17 protein-coding genes and 2 pseudogenes are annotated in these 18,020 nt (G+C 67.7%); 8 read left to right on the top strand and 11 right to left on the bottom strand.

From position 1 onward, the window contains the following. Positions 1–296: 296 nt before the first annotated feature. The gene (locus tag OG730_RS00100; RefSeq protein WP_327302127.1) at positions 297–539 is read right to left on the bottom strand and encodes a S1 domain-containing protein; all 243 of its coding nucleotides are present in this window, start codon (positions 537–539) and stop codon (positions 297–299) included. A gap of 197 nt (positions 540–736) precedes the next feature. Next, on the bottom strand, positions 737–910 hold the full coding sequence (locus OG730_RS00095; RefSeq protein ID WP_327302126.1) for a hypothetical protein: 174 nt from the start codon (positions 908–910) through the stop codon (positions 737–739). 521 nt (positions 911–1,431) lie between these two features. On the opposite strand from OG730_RS00095, the gene OG730_RS00090 reads away from it, so the two are divergent. Together OG730_RS00090 and OG730_RS00085 are read left to right on the top strand one after the other, a co-directional pair. Continuing rightward, the gene (locus tag OG730_RS00090) at positions 1,432–1,722 is read left to right on the top strand and encodes a hypothetical protein (protein WP_327302125.1); all 291 of its coding nucleotides are present in this window, start codon (positions 1,432–1,434) and stop codon (positions 1,720–1,722) included. A 217-nt stretch (positions 1,723–1,939) separates the two neighbouring features. Next, positions 1,940–2,311 (top strand): hypothetical protein, encoded by a 372-nt coding sequence (locus OG730_RS00085; protein ID WP_327302124.1) that lies wholly within the window; start codon positions 1,940–1,942, stop codon positions 2,309–2,311. A 130-nt stretch (positions 2,312–2,441) separates the two neighbouring features. Here OG730_RS00085 and OG730_RS00080 read toward each other — a convergent pair whose 3' ends face one another. Then, positions 2,442–3,410: a CU044_5270 family protein gene (locus tag OG730_RS00080; protein WP_327302123.1), complete on the bottom strand. Its 969-nt coding sequence runs from the start codon at positions 3,408–3,410 to the stop codon at positions 2,442–2,444. Further along, positions 3,407–3,973 (bottom strand): RNA polymerase sigma factor, encoded by a 567-nt coding sequence (locus tag OG730_RS00075; protein ID WP_327302122.1) that lies wholly within the window; start codon positions 3,971–3,973, stop codon positions 3,407–3,409. Before OG730_RS00075 ends, OG730_RS00080 begins: the two co-directional genes overlap by 4 nt. A gap of 579 nt (positions 3,974–4,552) precedes the next feature. On the opposite strand from OG730_RS00075, the pseudogene OG730_RS44195 reads away from it, so the two are divergent. Beyond that, positions 4,553–4,953 (top strand): annotated as a pseudogene (locus OG730_RS44195) (hypothetical protein); the annotation flags it as partial. Between the two features lie 906 nt (positions 4,954–5,859). Next, positions 5,860–6,246 (top strand): hypothetical protein, encoded by a 387-nt coding sequence (locus OG730_RS00060; protein WP_327302119.1) that lies wholly within the window; start codon positions 5,860–5,862, stop codon positions 6,244–6,246. Between the two features lie 11 nt (positions 6,247–6,257). Here OG730_RS00060 and OG730_RS00055 read toward each other — a convergent pair whose 3' ends face one another. The 5 genes from OG730_RS00055 to OG730_RS00035 form a co-directional block, all read right to left on the bottom strand. Then, positions 6,258–7,142 carry an IS5 family transposase gene (locus OG730_RS00055; protein ID WP_327302118.1) on the bottom strand — a complete coding sequence of 295 codons (885 nt, stop codon included), beginning with the start codon at positions 7,140–7,142 and terminating at the stop codon, positions 6,258–6,260. A 971-nt stretch (positions 7,143–8,113) separates the two neighbouring features. Continuing rightward, complete coding sequence (locus OG730_RS00050; RefSeq protein ID WP_327302117.1) at positions 8,114–8,365, bottom strand: DUF8825 domain-containing protein; 252 nt, start codon at positions 8,363–8,365, stop codon at positions 8,114–8,116. A 52-nt stretch (positions 8,366–8,417) separates the two neighbouring features. Then, on the bottom strand, positions 8,418–8,909 hold the full coding sequence (locus OG730_RS00045; protein ID WP_327302116.1) for a hypothetical protein: 492 nt from the start codon (positions 8,907–8,909) through the stop codon (positions 8,418–8,420). A 1,833-nt stretch (positions 8,910–10,742) separates the two neighbouring features. Next, positions 10,743–11,375 carry an ABC transporter substrate-binding protein gene (locus OG730_RS00040; RefSeq protein ID WP_327302115.1) on the bottom strand — a complete coding sequence of 211 codons (633 nt, stop codon included), beginning with the start codon at positions 11,373–11,375 and terminating at the stop codon, positions 10,743–10,745. A gap of 509 nt (positions 11,376–11,884) precedes the next feature. Continuing rightward, positions 11,885–12,139, bottom strand: coding sequence for a ribosome-recycling factor (locus tag OG730_RS00035; RefSeq protein WP_327302114.1), 255 nt, complete (start codon positions 12,137–12,139; stop codon positions 11,885–11,887). Between the two features lie 432 nt (positions 12,140–12,571). Between OG730_RS00035 and OG730_RS00030 the strand changes: the two are divergent. Together OG730_RS00030 and OG730_RS00025 are read left to right on the top strand one after the other, a co-directional pair. Then, positions 12,572–13,037 (top strand): annotated as a pseudogene (locus OG730_RS00030) (Tn3 family transposase); the annotation flags it as partial. Positions 13,038–13,754: 717 nt separating this feature from the next. Beyond that, positions 13,755–14,060: a YhbY family RNA-binding protein gene (locus OG730_RS00025; RefSeq protein WP_327302113.1), complete on the top strand. Its 306-nt coding sequence runs from the start codon at positions 13,755–13,757 to the stop codon at positions 14,058–14,060. A 347-nt stretch (positions 14,061–14,407) separates the two neighbouring features. Here the strand turns inward: OG730_RS00025 and OG730_RS00020 are convergent, their stop codons facing one another. Further along, the gene (locus OG730_RS00020) at positions 14,408–14,662 is read right to left on the bottom strand and encodes a hypothetical protein (RefSeq protein WP_327302112.1); all 255 of its coding nucleotides are present in this window, start codon (positions 14,660–14,662) and stop codon (positions 14,408–14,410) included. A 227-nt stretch (positions 14,663–14,889) separates the two neighbouring features. Beyond that, complete coding sequence (locus OG730_RS00015) at positions 14,890–15,039, bottom strand: hypothetical protein (protein ID WP_327302111.1); 150 nt, start codon at positions 15,037–15,039, stop codon at positions 14,890–14,892. Positions 15,040–15,925: 886 nt separating this feature from the next. On the opposite strand from OG730_RS00015, the gene OG730_RS00010 reads away from it, so the two are divergent. Both OG730_RS00010 and OG730_RS00005 read left to right on the top strand, forming a co-directional pair. Then, on the top strand, positions 15,926–16,477 hold the full coding sequence (locus tag OG730_RS00010; RefSeq protein WP_327302110.1) for a hypothetical protein: 552 nt from the start codon (positions 15,926–15,928) through the stop codon (positions 16,475–16,477). 913 nt (positions 16,478–17,390) lie between these two features. Beyond that, positions 17,391–17,594, top strand: a complete 204-nt coding sequence (locus OG730_RS00005; RefSeq protein WP_327302109.1) for a cold-shock protein — start codon at positions 17,391–17,393, stop codon at positions 17,592–17,594. Positions 17,595–18,020 lie beyond the last annotated feature (426 nt).

Raw genomic sequence — 18,020 nt, 5'->3', positions numbered from 1 at the left:
CCGCTACGGGCCCGGGCCGGCACGATCGCGGCGGATCAGTCCTGCCCGGGACCAGCAGTCTGCACCGGGGCACCCGCGGCCGGACCGCTCCAGGGATGGGCGCACGGAAGCACGCACGGGATCACAGACCCGCCACGCCTGGAAGGCCCGGGTCCAACAGATCCTGTGTCGGTACGAGGATGAGGGCCGGGGCGTTCCCGGGGGGCCCGCGCCCCTGAAGGTCACACTGCGTGCTACCGGTCCGGGTGGATGGCTGCTTCGGCTTTCAACGGGTGTGACCGATCGGCTGGCGGAGATCAGAGCGAAGCGGTCGCGCCCGGCGTTGTCTCGTGGACCTCGGTGACGGCTGCTGCGCCCATGGCTGAGGTCACGGTGACGGTGACGGCCTTGCCCGCAGTGATCTGCGCCTGGAGGCGCTCGCCCAGCTCTCCCGACGGCATCTCGACGTCGCTCCTTTCGAGGCCCCTGGAATTGGTGAGCGTGAGGAATCCGTCGTCAACGGATTCGACCTCGAACGAAGCCCGTTCGACGATCACCATCTTGATATTGCCCTCGGAGGGTGCGAAGTCCTCGTATTTCTCGTCGGTGAAAATGTCGACGCCCGAGGATCAGCCTGTTGGGGTGGCCGGTGACGTTGAGGTTGGAGACTGTCATCGGCCGGGGCGACCGCGGTGACCTTGTCGGGCCCGGATCCGTACGTGACCGGCGAGCAGCCAGACGCGGGAGCGTCCCGCACTCACCACGGCCGCACCTGCTGCGCGGTGGTCGGCCGGGGGCCGGTGGTCCCGGGATGGCCGGTGATGGGGTCGGCGTCAACAGCTGCTGCCGGGCCCGCCATGACACCGAGACCGGCCGCGACGGCCGCCACGGCGGTGGCTATGGAGACCGCTCTGCGCAGAGTCCTCTTCAACAGGTCCTGACTTTCGAGTGAGAGACGTCCGCAAACAGCGGAGAGTCCGGTTGTAGGCACCGGGACCCGGCCAAGGCCAGCCGCACGGTGCGTGGATCTCAGGGCATGAAACTGCGCATCGGCACCCAACCCCGCAACACGGCGCAGATGTGATGGTGGAAAGGAGGCGGCGAGCCGGGAGAACCCTGAACTTTAGCGCGCCCCTTGCTACCGCCCAGGAGATCATCAGCTGCCGATGACCAGAGTGCAAACCCTCGGAGCGAATTGCTTCACCACTGTCTCCGCGACCCACGAAGCTGAACTCCGCAGGACATCTACTGAATAGGGATATTAGATCTGAGGTTCTCTATCGGCGCGATTGCCCCAGTGTTGTGCAGGAGCCCACCAACCGGTTGCAGCAGTGCGATCGGACCGCCGGCGCGAGGCGGTGGCCGAGTGGGTCGGCTACTGGACGGCCTGCGGCACCGCGGCCCAACTCGACACCGTGCAGCCGCCACCCGCCTCGGGCTCGACGAGGAACAGTGCTCGCGCACCAGGGCGGCGTCACGGCGGAGGAGGAGCGGTCTTACCGCCTGCACCGCGCGGTGGTCGCGGACCGGGTGGTGCTGCTGACCGGGATGCCGCCTGATCTGGACGACGCGAGCTTCACCGCGGTCGCGCTCTTGGCCCTCGATGACGCGTTCATCGCCCCGCCGGAGGCCGGGGACGTGCTTGCGCCTCGCGAATACGCCAGGGCGTCCTACCAAGTCTGGATCAATGCAAACCCCACTTTGGACCCACTGACCCCGGGCGGCTGGGGCGCCGCCGTGTGATCGGAGACCGGTTCCTGCCAATGGTCACCGACGGCTGTCATGGGTCGCGAAGAGGACCGGCTACCTCGATCCGCAGGCCGGAGTCCATTACCGGGTCGGCGGCGAGGTTGTGGCGTCGTGGCGTCCACGACTCGTCCGCAATCCGGTCCGCCTCCAGGAGGAATGACGGCGGTGACGTGCCGCTGAGGCAGAGGGACGAAGGTGAGACGATCTGTTCGTGGTGACAGATGTCGAGTGGGCTCGGACTCGGAGGGACCTGCGCTTCGGGCAGGGCTTCGAGGGCACCGTGGTGAAGGTTCCCCGGCCCGGTGCGATCGGGATCTTCGTGGACATCGGCCTGTGCGTGGGAGGTTTTGTCGACGTTCTGCTGCTGCCGAGTGAGGGCGAAGACTGGCCAGCGGAGGGCACGATTGCCGATTTCGAGATCTGGTGGGCAGACAGCCGCCAGCAGATCCGGCTGAAGCCGTCCGACTCTCCTTCTCTGCGGACCGACTTCACAGACTTCGTCGAACGCTTCCGTCCAGCTGGCCTGCCGACGTCGGCCAGCCCCTCGGTACGGGCCCAGCACTTCCGCGGCTCTACTTCTTGACGTAGAGCCGCGGGAAGTCCAGGAAGGCGAGGCCGCACGACGCTCGGTGACCGAGGACTTGTTCAGGGAGCGCCGGACCGCCGAGCCGTCGCCACGAGCGAACACCGCTGTCCAGGCAGGTCGGGCTGTTTCACGGGAGAGGGGGCGAGAGCACGGGGTTGGTGAGTTGGGTTCGCCAGGAAACGGTGGGAGGGATGCTCCACGCTGGCTCTGCCGAGAGGTAGGTGTCGCTTTGCACGAGACGGTCGCCTTCGGCCCCGGCGGGTTCGTAGATTCCGTACTCCAGGAGCATGCCGGTCGCCGGGTCGAGGACCATCCTCCAGGACCGGTCGTCGCTCCGCATTTCCACGGCCGTTCCGGTACGCCCGGCGGCGTCCTTGACCGGTCCCACGAGCGTGATGCCGGGGGTGTCGGCGAGTACCTCGAACAGCGCCCCGCGTACGGCCGGTTCGAGCGGTGCCGAGCACAGCAGGTTCACAGCCTGGTTGAACAAGAGGTCCGGCGCCACCGCGCCGTCATCTGTCAGCCGGGCCCGGAGCTCCTGTGCGTCTGTTGGCAGGGAGTGCAGCTCATCCCAGGTGATGTCCTTCTGGCCGGTATCGCCGATCCGCCACGAGTAGACCTCCGGCGGGGGGGACTCCACCACCGGGCCGCCCTCACTGTGCTGGCCGACGCTGCGGTTGCGCCCGATCCAGGAGGTCCTGATCTGCGAGGAGGGTTCCGTCCGGGAGCGCACCTTCCAGTACGGGGCCTGCGGCAGCGAGCGCTCGTTCGCAGTCGCCGCGACCTCCCGCAGGAAGTCGGCCGCCGTGGCGGTCGCGCCGGGACCGTGTCCGACTACCGGGTAGACGGCGATACCGGTGGCGATGACCGCGACGGCGGCGGCCGACACCAGCAGGCGCTGGAGGCGACGGCGGCGTACAGCGGCCCGAAGCGGGACGGCTTCCATCAAGCTCCCCACCTCTGCGGCCTCCGCGGCGACGGCTGCGCGTACCGCTGTCAGAACGGCTTCCACCGCCCGCGCACTCGGCGGAGCCACCTCACCTGCAGCCCGTACCCCGTCCGCGCCGGGGAAGTCGAGTACGTCGTGCTCGGTCATGCCAGATCTCCTGTCAGACGACGGGTGTGCGCAACCTGCTGCATGACGGCCCGCACCCGGGACCGGGCCCGGTGCAGCCGGGACCGGGCGGTGCCCGGCGGTATGCCGACCACAGCGGCGGCCTCGGTGGGGGTGAGCTGCTCCCAGGCGACGAGCAGCAGAAGTTCCCGCTCGACATGGGGAAGTCCGGCCATCGTGCTCCGCAGCAGCGGTCCGACGGCGGCAGCGTCGAGCCGCTGGTCGACAGCGTGCCAAGGGTCGCTGGACCGCTCGTTCGCGGCGGGCAGCTGCTGATCCCGGTCGATGCGGCGCCAGTGTGCGGCGAGCACGTTCCGTGCCACACCGAACAGCCAGGTCCTGGCCGTCCCCAACGCAGGGTCGTAGCTCTTGCGGCTGCTGAACGCCTGCAGCCACACCTCCGCGAGCAGATCATCGGCCGCGGCCGGCGCGCGGCGCACCAGGTAGCCGTGCAGTACGCCCGACATCCTGACCACCAGCACTTCGAACGCCCCGGCGTCCCTTGCCGAGCGGCCCAACAATCTGTCGTCCGTCTCCGTATCCACCAAGCCACCTCTCCTCAGCCGCGCACGTCACGGCCTCACCCCGTACTTGTCAGCAGAAGCAAAAGCGTTCGCCCGCCCGGCGTGACTGTTCCAGTGCGTGGCCCGTCGGCTCGGTTGGGAGGGCTGGTGGAGCTCTTGGTCGCGGTGCGGCTGCCCCACGCTTTCAGGGCAACGACGTAGATCCATTCCCCGGCCTCGGTCTGCCATCGCCGCACGAGCTCCCCCCTGGACGGTTCCGCCGGGCAGGACGGCCCGGATCGGGGGCAGGGTAAGGCGGCCGGGGTGGGACATCAGGGGTCAGCTTCCGTACTGGACGCGGCGCCGCTCACGGCAGGCCACGCACAGCGGGTTCTCTGGGGGAGGGCCTGTGGTGCACGACGGGTGCGTACGAGTCGATGCAGCTCAGCGCCAGTACAAGGCCACGCTAACGAGTGCAACGTCTGTGGCGCTATCACTGGATCGAGCGAGACTGTCCTCGGTTGCTTCATTCCGGTCATGATCGAGGTGTTTCCGCTGGTTCGGGCATAGGAGCGCTGATTCGGTGAAAGCGGTGGCCTGTCCTTCTCCGGGAGGCCGCGAATACCGTCAGTTTCTGGGTTGCTTGAACAGTGGGATCTCGCCGCTCGTCGTCGTGTGGAGGAGTCTCGGGAGGAGGCCGACCGTGTCCAGGCCGAGCTGGTCGTGGCCGAGCAGGACTGGAAGGGGTGCGGCATTGCCCGCTCGCGGGGCGGCGAGGTCCTGGTCCCGGGCGGTGATGGAGTTGCCGCTCCCGATGCCATCGAGGGAATGCGGGATACGGATCCGTAGCAAGAGCCTCCCAAAAGGCAGCGACGATGCCGCAATCGGTGGTGCCAATGTGGCGCGCGGGGCTGACCTGGTCGGCAATGCAGGTGGACTACCAGCGCATCCTGCGGGTCCTGGCCGACCGGCGCCGGCGCCGTCTCGGCCATGGGTCGCTGACCTGCCAGGAGATGGCCGCGGCGCTAGCCGAGACCAGCTCCAGCCGGTGATGCGCCCCGACGACCCGCGCGAGGAGTGTCTAGCCGAGACGGCCCGTCGAATATCGACGGGCCGTCACGAAAAAATGAGGTTATTAGCTCGGCGACTTTTTTGCTCAGCCTCGTCGAGCCACTCTCCTCATATCGATGATCAAGCAGGCGCAGCGAGCAATGATCGCCGTCGCTGCAATCGTTACCCCCCGTCTTGACTGTGACGGAGGAGTTGCCTGAGAACGCTGCGGCCGCCAGGGCGGCTGCGATAGCGATCGAAATCCAGGGAATCGCGCGACTCAGAATACCGTCGTTCCCCAAGGGGTTTTTCACGCCTAATCCACCTTCGTGCACAGGTTGCAAAGCTCGGGTAGTTCCAGCCGCCATCGTGGTAGACGGTGACTCGGAGGCACCGACCGTACCGGCTGGCCCACCAAGCCATAACTCCGTATGGGAAGAGCAGTATGAAAATCACTGGCACCAGCCACCCAAACCCGCTCGGCGGCAAGGATCCAGGAAGCCAGGTGAGCGCGGCCAGCACGAACAGCATGGCCCCCAGCGCGGTCGCGATTCCGCCGAGTAATTTGAATGTCCACCCCCATGGCCTGCAGCTTGGCATAGGGACAGTTCAAAGTCGTTGCCGGACCTCGGCAACAATGGCCGCCTTCCAGAGCGCCAGGCGATCTCGATCTCCGCTCCGATACAGGGCGAGTGAAGGCGAGTTCGCGGTCGAGGTCCCACGCAAGGGTGAGGGGGTGCCCTGTGCGGACGCGCAGGCGCACGCTACAACCCGCCGCAGAGCCACAGCCCCCGAGGACGAGCCCTAGGGCCTGTCCGATGGGTCGTATGAGCTGATCAGGGACGTGGCCTACTGTTCGCTGGAACGAAGGGGGCCGCATGGCGCGCGACACAGAGGCGGGGATGAAGGGGATCACGTTTCCGGCCTGGCACGGAAAGCACTACGTGACCCTGGCTGAGCTACTGGTTCGCCTCGGCAGTTTCGGCCTGGACCTGACGTGGCGCGTCGAGTTCGACGAGATCGTCGATCCTCGCTGTGTCGAGATGGAGAGACGGTCCGCCGACGCCGGCATGGACACGTTGACACTGTTGTCGCTGACGACCCCCTTCCTCCAGCTGATCGATGCCAAAGCACGTGGGTTCGCCGGGGACGAGCTGGTGCTCGTCCTGACCGAATTCGACAGCTCCGTGTGGGACGTCAGGGCTGTCGACGAGCGCGTACTCAGCGAACTTCGCCACCACTACCCGGGTGCCAAGGACCTCTGAGCCGGGGCACTTCACTCCGGACGGAGCCATAGGCGGATCGCCGCCACGGTGACCGTTCCGTGGAAGACGTACGCCCGTTTGTCGAAGCGCGTGGCGACGGCGCGGAAGTTCTTGAGCCGGTTGATGGTCCGCTCGACTTCGTTGCGGCGGCGGTAGATCGCCTTGTCGAACCCCGTAGGTCGGCCGCCTTGGTTTCCGCGGCGCTGGCGGTTGGCCCGCTGGTCTCTCGGCTCGGGGATCGTGTGCTTGATCTGGCGTCTGCGCAGGTGACGCCGGTTGCGGCGTGACGAGTACGCCTTATCGCCACCGACATGGTCGGGCCGCGTGCGCGGTCGTCCACCAGCCTGCCGGGGCACGCGGATCTCTTCCAGGACGGGAATCATCTGCGGTGCGTCACCCCACTGACCGGGGGTGATGACAAACCCAAGCGGGCGGCACCCGCCTTCCCCGGCAAAGTGGATCTTGCTTGTGAGCCCGCCTCGCGAGCGTCCCAGGGCCTCATCGGGACGGTGACGTGCCGGGCTCCTGCGCCGCCCCAGGATCTTCGGGGCACGGGTGGAGGCGCCGGCCGCGTGCTGATGAGCGCGGCAGGTCGTGGAATCGACGCTGACCATGCTCCAGTCGATCCGGCCCTCGGCATCGGCGTCGGCCTGGACGGCCCGCAGGATTCTCTCCCACGTGCCGTCCGCCGACCACCGGCGATGACGGTCGTGGACCGTCTTCCAACTACCGAAGCAGGGAGGCAGGTCCCGCCAGGGGAGGCCGGTCCGCTGCCGGAAGAGAATCCCGTTGATCACCCGACGGTGGCATTGCCAGCGTCCACCCCGCCCACGATTCGTCGGCAAGTGTGGCTCCAGCCGAGCCCACTCTTCATCCGAAAGATCTCCCCGGCCCATGTCCCACGGAACGAGTTCCCGGCAGGAGCGTCACACGACCCATCGGACAGCCCCTAGGAGCAAACGATCCCACCTCACCCCACGTCACACCACAGCTGATACACCCCGAGAGAAAACGGAGACGCCCCGATCCCGTAACGGCATGTCGTTTTGTGGCTTCTCTGCACCGACAGCGAGATCGGCGCCGTCATCGAAGCGCCGGCCGAAGACCTTCAAGTCCTCACCCAGGTGCTCGGCTACGGACGTGCGGACGCCGTACCCGAGCGTGTAGGCATCTGATCGGCCTCTCCTTGAGGCTCGGAAACGCCCTGCCCAACGAGCCAGAGATGATGCAGTTGACACCCCAGCATCCCGCGGCTGGCCGGCCGCGCAGCCACACACTTGACCTTCACCACCCGCCTGCGCTTTCTATTTGTATCGCCAGCCACACGAGCGGTGCCGCTGCCAGAACGATCAGCACCAGACAGCACGGTAGCTGGGAGTCCTTGAGGGGTGGCTGGGCTGCTATCTGCGGGGCCACTCGGCGCACGTCGCCGGCGTGATACCACTCCTTACCGGCGGACCCGGTAGTGGTCATCCAGCTCTCCGTATGGACCCGCACTCCATGGGCCAGCGCATTTACATACACCGAGCCAGCACCGACGCCCGGCCATAACGCGCTCACCTGGCGCGCCGTCAGCCACTCGCTCTCCAACTCGTCAGCCACATCATGCCTTTCTCCCAGCACCAGGGACACGGCATCATGAACTGTCGCATAGCCAGGCGTAGTTCGCCCCCTCCCAACGATTCCCGGGGTTCCGACGCGCCGATCCGCTTCCCGGGGTCTGACCGCCGCCCGACCCCAAATCACGGCGACGGGGCGTGAGCACCGTTAGTGCAGTTAACAGGCCATTTTGTGCATGGTCCGGATTGATTGGGTGCCCAGGTGACCAGTGCGGGGCGCGGGCGGGTTGTGTCGGAGGTCTGCTCGCTCATGCTGCGCTCCGTGCCGTGGGGCTGGGGGTGGGGGTGCGGGCGGTGCGGCGCAGTTCGGCGGCACCGTTCCGCCATTGGGCGGGCGAGGTCCAGTAGGGGTGGGTGGCGAGGCTGAGGTCCAGGAGGACCAGGGCGCGCCGCAGCGCGGCCGTGCCGGCCCCGGCGGGGGTGTGCGCGAGCTGGGCGTAGGTCTGCTCCCGGGCCTGTTGGAGGGCGAGGAGATCGGCTGGGAAATGGTGCGGTGTCACCCCTAACTAAAACACGTGTTCGATTTACTTTGCGAGTGCTCCGGGCGGCGGGTCACCGGCCGTAGGTGTCCCGGCACAAGGTGGTGATGGCCGGGCTGTTCATGCCGTGCGGGGAGCGGCACAGGGCGGTCATGTCCCCGGCCCGCACACCGGGTGCGGGCTGACCGGGGCGGCGTGGGGCGGGCGTACGTACGCCGGGCTTCGCCCTCGCCGTGTCCTTGCTCCTGGCCTTCGCGGCGGCCTTGGACGGTGCGGCCCGGTGCGGGGCGGTCGCCCTGTGCGGCCGGTGGGACCCTGGGCTGGTTCGGCGGGGAACGGCTGCGCTCTGCCGGTCCGGAGCGGCTGCGGGGGCGCGGCGTGCGGGCTCGGCTGCGGGGCGGGCGCCGGGCAGGGGGGAGAGCGGCAGCGCCGGCCGGACGTCGCGCTGTCCGGGCCGGGCGGGGCCCGGGGGTTTGTCGTCGGCCGCCACGGGGGCCGGGGAGGCCTTCGCGGCCAGGCCGGGGGCGGAGTGGACGGTGACGCACCCCGGGGCCGCGAGCAGCACGCGAGGAGCAGGGGCAAGGACCAGCGGCGCATGAGCTCACGCTCCCGCACCCCCAACCACCCGCGCCTCACCGGCCCCGCTATGCCCCCGGATGGTCGAAGGGCGCCCGAAGGCGCCCGGGGCAGGGCGGTCCGCACGGCGGATCGAATCACCGGTGAATGCGCCGGCTTCGATGGGTGGCGGCCTCTGCTTCGTGTCCCCCGCAGGAGTGAATCCGGCCCTCACGTACGCGTAGGCGACTTGTGCAGTGCGCTCCCAACTTGCCCTGAGAACGCGGCTATTGACAACAAACGGGATCTTTCGCCATATTTCCGGCGCAGCCCGACCGTCGGGCCGCTGATGTGCGATGGGAGTGCGTTTCGATGTCGAGGCGGAAGCGTGTGGTGTACGACGAGGGGCAGGCGGCAAGCCGACTGCGGGTGCCGCTCGCGGCGTGGCGGTGGGCGGCCGGCTCCGGTCTGGTCCCGGCCGAGGACGCGGGACCGGGGCTGTGGTCGCGGGCTGTGGTTGAGGCCGCTGACGCGGAGCGGGTGCGCGCGGCGCTGCGGGGTCCGGCCGGTGCCGCCATGGCGGCGGACCGGCTCACGGAGGCGCTGGGGAGCCCGCTCCCGGCCTGCCGGCCGAGTGTGAGCAGGTGGGGCGGGATGCAGAGAGGTACGGGCCGCTGGGGTGGTGTGGGGTGACCTTGTCGTGCACGGTTTCGTTGATCTCGGTATGACGAAACAACGTGTGGTTCTCGGTGTTGCGCTTGCTGTGTTTGCCCTGCCCTTTGCCGCGGCCTCCGCACACGCTGCGGCGGGTCCGGAGCCGGTGTCGAGGGGGGGAGGCCTGTTCGACACCAGGAGCGGACGCCCTTCCGGCCCTCTCGAAGGGGCGGGGGAGTTGGTCAGTTCCCAGGTGCCAGTGGCTATGAGTGACATCAGTCTCGCGCGACTGTCGTCCCGGTAGACAGCAGTGCCGGCACGGCGGCAGACGGCCCGGGCCGGGCGGGCGGCGGGGTGGACAGTGAAACATCCGGGGGCCGCGAGCAGCGCGGCGAGGAGCAGGGGCCAGCGGCGCATGCCGCCACCGTGCCGCACGTGGGTCCCAAAGCGGCCCAGGCGGCCCGCTGCACCGATCGGATGGATGACGCGGCGGTCATCCTGCGGTGTCGCGCCCCGAAGCCGAGCGGACCGTTCCCGCCCTGGCCGGCCCCACGGCCTGCCTCCTCCACCTACCGAGCATTGCGAGCACCTCACCTACGGGGGCGGTGGCAGCCCCGGGTGGTGACCTGCGTGCCGGTGCCACCTGTGCCGAGGGTCCGCCGTTGCGGGTGCACGGAGGCTTCTGGCGCGGTCCCCCCGGCTGGGGGTACCACCGGGGCCGGAGTTAGAGGACTTCCGGCCCAGGTGGCGGATGAGATCTTCGTCCCGGCCGGCACCGCTGGTGAAGCAAGCCCCGCGGTCTGTCGAACGAGCTCATACTCCGGATTCGGATAGCGATGGCTCGCTTCGCTGCCCATTACAGTAACCGCGGCCTTCGGGGTTGTCGGGGACGTCGTCGCCGCTGTCGGCCAGGCTGCTGCTGATGGCAGTCACCGTACCGAAACCGGGGTGCCCGCGTTCCTGCACACCGAGACTTCCTGAACACCCTTGTTGGACACCGGAACTGGTCCCGGAATCCGGCTCCCGGGCGTGTCGCGGGGGTGTGCGGAACCGTTTGTGAGAACAGTGAGGGACCCGGCCACCGGCCGGGTCCCTCACTGTTCGGCGGTGCTTGGATCGTTCAGGGCTGGGACACCCCAGCCGAGCGACTGTCCGCACTCCTCGCAGTGTGAAGGTCGGAGACGACGAACTAGACCCTCAGGTCGCCCTTCTCATCGAAGGACAGGGTGCCGATCACGGTCTTGAACTTGCCGCTGCGGATCGCATGAGTGACCGTCTCGGCGTTCTCCGACCCGGCCGCCTTGATCCCGTCGGCGATCACCTGGACTGCGGCGTAGGCACGGAAGAGATAGGGCCTGCTGGGGTCGGTCCCGTCGGCCTTGAGTCCCTCGACGATCTCCTTGTTCTCGGGGTCCTTGTCGAAGGAGTTGCCGGCAGCGGGATCCTGCGTGCTGTCGAGGCCGATCGTGCGGAAGATGAGCTTGTAGCCGTGGTCGGTGAGTTCGGGACCGGTGGCGCCGGGCGTGATCAGGAGGACGCCCTCGCCCTCGTAGATGTCCGCCGCCGGCTCGGCCGTGGCCGAGGCCATGTGGCCGACGACGAACCTCACGCCGTCGTTGACGATCTTGTTGGCCACGGCGACAGCCTGCTTCGGCTCTCCGGTGTCGTCGTACTTCCTGCGCTCCAGCATCTTGCCGTTGACGCCACCCCTGGCGTTGATGTCCCGGATGGCTCGCTCGGCACCGAAGATCAGGTCAGCGCCGTGTTCGGCCGTCGAGCCGGTCGCCGGACCGGCGATTGCGATCTTGATCGAGTCAGTCACTACATCTCCCACTGGAACGGATGGTCGGCAAGTAGCCCGCAACCGGGCAGTAGCCACGGGCCACGGCGCCGACCTCGCAGGGCGGTCACCGAACCTGGTCGCAATCCATCGTCATGATCAACCGGCCGCTCGAGACCATGCCGAAGACGAGGCGCATTCACTCAAACGAGCAAGCGCGAGGGCGGACGGGAACCGAGAGGAAGGTGGCCCGGTCGGCCAACAGCCTCGTCAGAGGCCCGCAACTCGGATCGTCGCGCGCCCCGTCTCGTTCCAGCAGAGGCCCCCACCTAGAATGCTCGCCAGCCGACGTGTTGCGACGACCGCTGGAATCCGCCGACACCCACTGCCCAGCTGTCGACGGTGGGCTCGCCCCCCAGTGGGGCCGGGCCCACCGTCACGCGGACGGAGCGCGACCAGAGGCTCGACCAGGATCAGCCGCTGTGCTGCCCCGGCCACAGGGTCAGGTGGGCGGTGTCGTTCGGCGCGGACGGCGCCCCGGGCACGACGGCCTAGCTGCGCCGTGGAACCGCCCTGAAGGTGTGGCCGTTGCTCGACACGATGCCGACCGAAAGAAGGGCCTGTTCGATGGCCTTGGCAGTCCCGGGGTCGAGAGGCTTGATGTCGGCCTGCCCCTCTGGCGTTCGAGAAATCCGGGCCAACGTCGCGAGGGGCTGTGTGTTGCCATATGCCGTCACTTCGAGTTCCTGGATCCTGCTGAACCATTGATCGAAGGTCTCTTGTGTTCCGGTCTCTTCCGTCGTCACGTTTTCTCCTCAGTCACAGCAGAGCGCTTCTTTTCGGGTGGTCGTGGTCACTCTTGTTGATCATCAAGCGGCCCCATCGTCCCGAAACTGGGCACGCAAGGTCAACTTTACGTAACTGAGTGTGCCTCCTCCCCTTTCGTCTCCTCTCCTCGGCGCTCAGACGGTCGCTGTGGTGATTGGGCATGGCGCGACCAGGAGCGCGACCAGGACCAGCCGCTGTGCTGCCCCGGCCACAGGACCAGGTGGGCGGTGTCGTTCGGCGCGGACGGCGCCCCGGGCACGACGACCTGTTCGCGCCGGGCGATGCCGACCTGCGCAGGGGTCTGGGGGCGGCGGTGCCCCCAGCACCCACCGGCCGCAGCCAGGTCAGAGACTGAACCCGCGGCCGTGGTCCTGCGACGGGGGTTGGTAGGAGGGCCGGTTCCTCTCCAGTGGCCCCACCTCGCGCCAGTGCTGTCGACCAAGACGATCAACTGGGAGCTGATCGCCCAGCAGTACGACCAGATCGTGAAGTACACCACCGCCCTGCGTCTGGGCACCGCCGAGGCTGAGCAGGTCCTGTGCCGTTTTACTCGGGGCGGCCCCAAGCACCCCACGTACCAGGCAATCGAAGAGCTGGGGCGTGCGGTGCGTACAGATCCACGAAGGGCTCCAGGTGGTCGAGAACTGGAACTCCGCGAACAAGGACCTCTTCTACGGCAAGGACGGCGACCTGGCCGGGGCCGACAAGGAATCCCAGGAGGTCAGCATGCTCGCGCTGCACCTGCTCCAGTCCGCGTTGGTGCACGTCAACACGCTGCTGATGCAGGAAGTCCTGGCTGATCCGAAGTGGGCGGACAAGCTGACCGATGCAGACCGGCGGGCGCTGTCGCCGCTGTTCTGGACGCACGTGAACCCTCGGCCGCTACGCCTTCCTCCGCCCGCAGGAATCCGGCCGGCGACCATTGCGCGTAGAAGAAGACGATCCATCCGCATGACGGTGGGCCCGCCCGCACTGGGGCCGGGCCCACCGTCGACACCCCGGCAGTGGGTGATGCCGCAGGGGGCGTTACGTGTGGTGCGCCAGGGTGCGCAGGCCCGCGATCGCCGGCCGGTTCGTCTGCTCGGCTGGGCAGAGGTGGGTGCCGGGGCGCGAAACCGCCCTGCCGCCGCTGGTGACGGGGCAGACAGCGGGCGGCGCGGACTTCGGCGCGCAGGATGTGACCACGGGTGTGGATCACGCACCGTTTGTAGACGCGCGCGAGCTCACTCCGGAAGGGATCTTGGACCGCCGTCACCCGGGTGGAGGTGGCCTCTCACCCGGAGAAACGATCACCCTCGATCAGGGATGGCCCAGGTGGGGAGGGGGTGTGAAATCCAGTGAGAACCAACAAGGCCAAGACCCGGGCCGTCGGCGATCACGGTCTGGTCGCTCGGCCAACTCGATCGCCCGCATTGGCTGGTGAGGGAACGGCCGGGGCAGCTGGGCAGCCTCAGGGCGGCCGCCCTCATAGCGACGTGGGCGTGAGGGGCAGCTGTGCGCGCCTCGCCATGACTTGCGGCCTTGCCGCTCGTTCATTGGCCTGGGGGCGAAGTCTCGCTGCCCACCCGCGAACTCGATGAAAAGGGTCAGATTATGCCGCTCAGTAACGAGCAGAGGAATCAGCTCAAAACGATGGGTCACGACCTGCCGGCCATGATCGTCACGGGCGATGGTGTGAACGAAGGTGTGATCGCCGAACTGGACCGGGCACTGGCCGACCACGAACTGGTCAAAATCGAGATCAGCTCGGAAGACCGCGCAGAGCGCGCCGCCGCCATCAGCGAACTGTGTAGGGCCGGCCGCGCCGAGCTGGTGCAGACCATCGGCAAGCAGGCCCTGATTTATCGCAAGAGCCCGCAGCCGGACAAGCAGCTGTCCAACATCCACCGTTCCGGATGACGGTGGCTCCTGTCGGTGGCGCCGGCCGGCCCTGACACTCCTTGGGCCCCGTCGTCAGCAGCGCCGCAGCGGCACTTGCTCACTCCTCGTTGGGGTCCGGGCTTCCAGTTGGTCGGCTTGCCGCGGACGATCAGAGAGGCCTTGGGCTCGGTCTGGCCGGAGCTGCGGAAGAAGCTCACGCTGCTACCGACCGCGCTGGACCGTACAAGCCGGTGATCGACGAGATACTGCGGGCTGGCATGGACGCGGCGCGCAAGCAGCGGCACACGGTCACCGAAGTCGGCCCCGGTTTCTGGGCGGGGGCCGTGCCGACGCGGTTGTGCGCGGGCACGGCTCCCCTGGCGGGGTCAGTGGACGGCGAGGGAGAAGCTGGCGTCGCCGTAGGAGTTGCTGCTGGTCAGGTGGTTCGTGAGGACCCGGACGGTGTTGGCGTCGGTGCCGCAGTTCGCGGCCGCGGCGGTCACCGTGGGCAAGTGGCCGTACTGGTGGGACGTGGCGGTGATGATGACGTCGTCGAACTTGAAGTTCGGGTTGGAGAACTTGACGCAGTATGCGCCGGTGGCGGCGATCATGGCGGCGCCGCCAACGATCAGGGTCGACATGCGCGCTGCCTTGCTCAAGGATCCGGACCGGGACTCGGTCACGCCGCGCATTAGATCGTTCACTTGTCGTCACTGCCTACCTCGGTCGACCAAGATCACCCGGCTGGGCGATCCGGCCATCCGGGACCGCAGGCTGCGGCGAGTCCGTTGACCTGCGTGGCGGCGCGCGGTGGTGGACCTTGGTCGGCCGTCCTCGCGAAAGAGTGCCTTCATTTCTCGTGAGCCGGTCAGGGGTTGCGGAGGGTGTGTTCGAGGGCGGTGCGGAGGACCTGGCCGGTGGTGGTGATGTGGGCGGCGGTCCGGGCGCGTTCGGCGAGGGCTTCGGGTGGGGCGGTGGAGTGTCCGGCGGTGGGGCCGGGCCCCATCGGTCGGCCCACTCCGGCAAGGCTTGTAGGTGGGGTTGGTTGGTCCAGTGGACGCCTCGGGTCAGGGGTAGCCAGAGTTCGTCGGGGAGGGCGACGACCAGGCGCGCGGTGAGTCCTGCGCCCGTGTGTGGGCCGCGTCCGCCGAGGGTCTGACATGCTGTTGGGGCGCCGGCCGGGATGGGGTCCCAGTCCCGTAGGAGTCCTTGTGCGTCCAGCTCGGCCCGGAGGGCGGGTGCTAGGGCGAGTGCGCGTGTCGGGCGGTGGCGGCCGGTCTCCCGGTGCTGCCGGCGGGCGGCCCGGATCCGGACCTGAGCATCCCGCCATGATGCTCCGCACAGCATCGGAAGGTCGATACGGGCTGATTCATCCCGTATCCACTATTCCTCGGCGTCCCGATGCGACGTCACGAGCGCGTCGAGCTGCTCCAGGTGGTGGGGGGAGACGGCCAAAACCATGGTGTGCGCCATGCGGCCATCATCCCCGATCGGCCCCTGCCGAAAGCAGGTTTCGGCAGGTCAGAGCTCCTGCAAGAGGTTGCTGGCGAGCCGGTCTGTCTATCTATATAGATACTTTTGTGGTCCGTTGAAGGAGTAAGGCTTTCCTCGGGATGTTACACAGCACTGCCAAGCTTTGATGCAGGGGTGAGGTCACTGCGGGTGGGGGCTCGGCTGGTGAGTGCCGTCGGGTAGGCGCGGTTCGGCCGGCCTGGAGTGAGGGCGGAGCCGGGGGCTGTGTGGGTGGCGGTGTTTCGGTCGGATTGTGTCTGGTTTCGGATGGTTGGCGATTTTCACCCGTTTGGCTACGCGGGGTGACTCTAGGCTCACTCTCAAGGTCCGGTCGGCGGGTTTGGTGGCGTTTTGGCCGGTTTCGTTCAGGGAGTGAGAGGGAGTTGAGGGTTGTGGCGAGGAATGGTTTCCCGGAGGGTGATTTCTTCATCGTGAATGAGGCGTCGGGGTTGTGTCTGGCGGCTTATCCGGGTGCTGATCGTGTGTTGGGCAGGGAGGAGCGTTTGGGGAACACGACGACGTGGACGCGTACGGATCCGCCGGAGGTGCGGTTGGAGAAGCGGCTGCCGTCGGGGGAGAACGTGTTCCAGGGCTGGCACTACGACATGTCGAGGGACTCGCACGGTAGGGCGGCGAACCTGCTGGTCAACCGGATGGACTTCAAGCCGTACGGTCGTTTCACCCTGTACGGAATGGATGACATGAACGATGCCGGTGAGCTGGAAGGGGGCGTCGAGTTGCTGTCGACGGGACGGGATTCATTCCAGACCTGGTGGGCGAAGGGCGGGCGTATCTTCACCAAACTGGACGGCTCCACCCAGCTCCTTACTGTCGTGGGCTCCGTTACGGGCACGTTCGCCCCTGAGGGAATGGAGGTCAAGGTGATGGAGGAGGATGCGGTGGAGGAGAAGTTCCAGCAGTGGAAGCTTGTGGAGTTCGCCTGACCGGATTCGGTGAGCTCGGGAAGGCGTAGCCTTCGGCCGCTGGTGAGCCCTCGGCCGAAGGCCGGCAACCTCGGCCCGCTCCGCGGGCCGAGGTCCTGGAGGCGAAGCCGGAAGGACCCAGGGTGGGGGAGCGGAGCGGACCCCACCAACAGGCCGAAGGCCTGGACCCCGTGAAACGGGGTCAGATCCCGTGCGGAGCGCGCAAGCCTTGGGTACGCGCAGCGTGCGAAGCGCAGCGGCCCGGACCAGTCCGTAGCGAAGCGGAGGATCCCGGCCCAAGGCCAGCCTCAGCTCGGCGACACCGAGCTCGTTGTGCCGGGTTGATAGCACTGAGTGGCAGGGCTCTTCTTGTCGTAGTAGATTGAACACGGCGGATCACCGTGGGGGCCTTTAGGCCCGCTGAGCTCAGACTTGTTTCTGATGTCTTGGTATGCCAACCCGGTGATCCGCCACTTTCATGCTCTTTCCCCATTGGAGAGGTGACGAGGGCATCGAGCGGAAATGTAGGCGGGCTCAGATGCCGGGGGCCGCGTTTGGGGATAGGAGCGGAGGGTCCCTCCGCGTGTGGGTGGCCTACCGGCCGCCGGTTGAGAGCGCGCCGGCCACTCTCCCCCCTGCTGCTGGCTGGGTCCGCGGAGCGGGCCCTGGTCCTGGAGGCGGAGCCGGAAGGACCGGGCGCTGCGCAGTTTCACTGATTCGCGATAACCCGGCTCTCGCGACGTAGACCCGGCATGGGATGATCTTTCCAGAGTCTAGCTTTAGCCAAGATTGAAGCATTCTGAGTTGGATGGCTGCTCTGACGGAGCCTGCGCATGGGCTTGACGATCATGTTTTCATCCTTTGATGCCTGGGGAGGATTGCGTGCAACCGGGCGCGGTCCGTGCGTTCTGGGGGCGTCTTTCTAGGGGTGGGTATGGCTCAGGGCTCTGTGAAGTGGTTCAACGGGGAGAAGGGCTTCGGGTTCATCTCGCCTGATGGTGGGGGCCCTGATGTCTTCGTCCATTTCAGCGCGATCGTGGGCACCGGCTTCAGGAACCTGGAGGAGAACCAACGGGTCGAGTTCGAGGTGACCCAAGGTCAGCGTGGCCCGCAGGCCGCCGACGTCCGAGGAGTCTGAACCCGCTGGGCTGACCCAGCGTGAGCGGAGTCAGCCCAGTCCGGGACCTCAGTGCCCCTCCTCGCAGACCCGACAGTCCAACCAGAGACCTCGACTGCTGCCAGCCGGGCCCGCGGAGCGGGCCTTGGCCTGAAGGCGGAGCCGGAAGGCCAGGGTGGGGGAGCGCAGCGGACCCACCCAACGGGCCGAAGGCCCCGATCCCGTGAAACGGGGTCACCTACCCGAGCGAAGCGAGGGGAGCTCCAAGGCCGGCGAAGCCGGCCCGCTCTGGTGGAGCGCAGCGGAACCAGAGCAGTCCGAAGCGAAGCGTAGGACCCCGGCCCGAAGGGCGGCTATGGCTCGGAGCGAAGCGCAGAGCCTGGGCCCGAAGGGCCCCCGGCCGAGCGCAGCGAGGCCGTTCAGTCCTGAGCGCGCAGCGCTCAGGTA

This window comes from Streptomyces sp. NBC_01298, assembly GCF_035978755.1.
In the GTDB taxonomy this organism is placed as follows: Bacteria; Actinomycetota; Actinomycetes; order Streptomycetales; family Streptomycetaceae; genus Streptomyces.
Note: the sequence above shows the minus strand (reverse complement) of the source record. Positions and strands in the feature narration are given on the sequence as shown.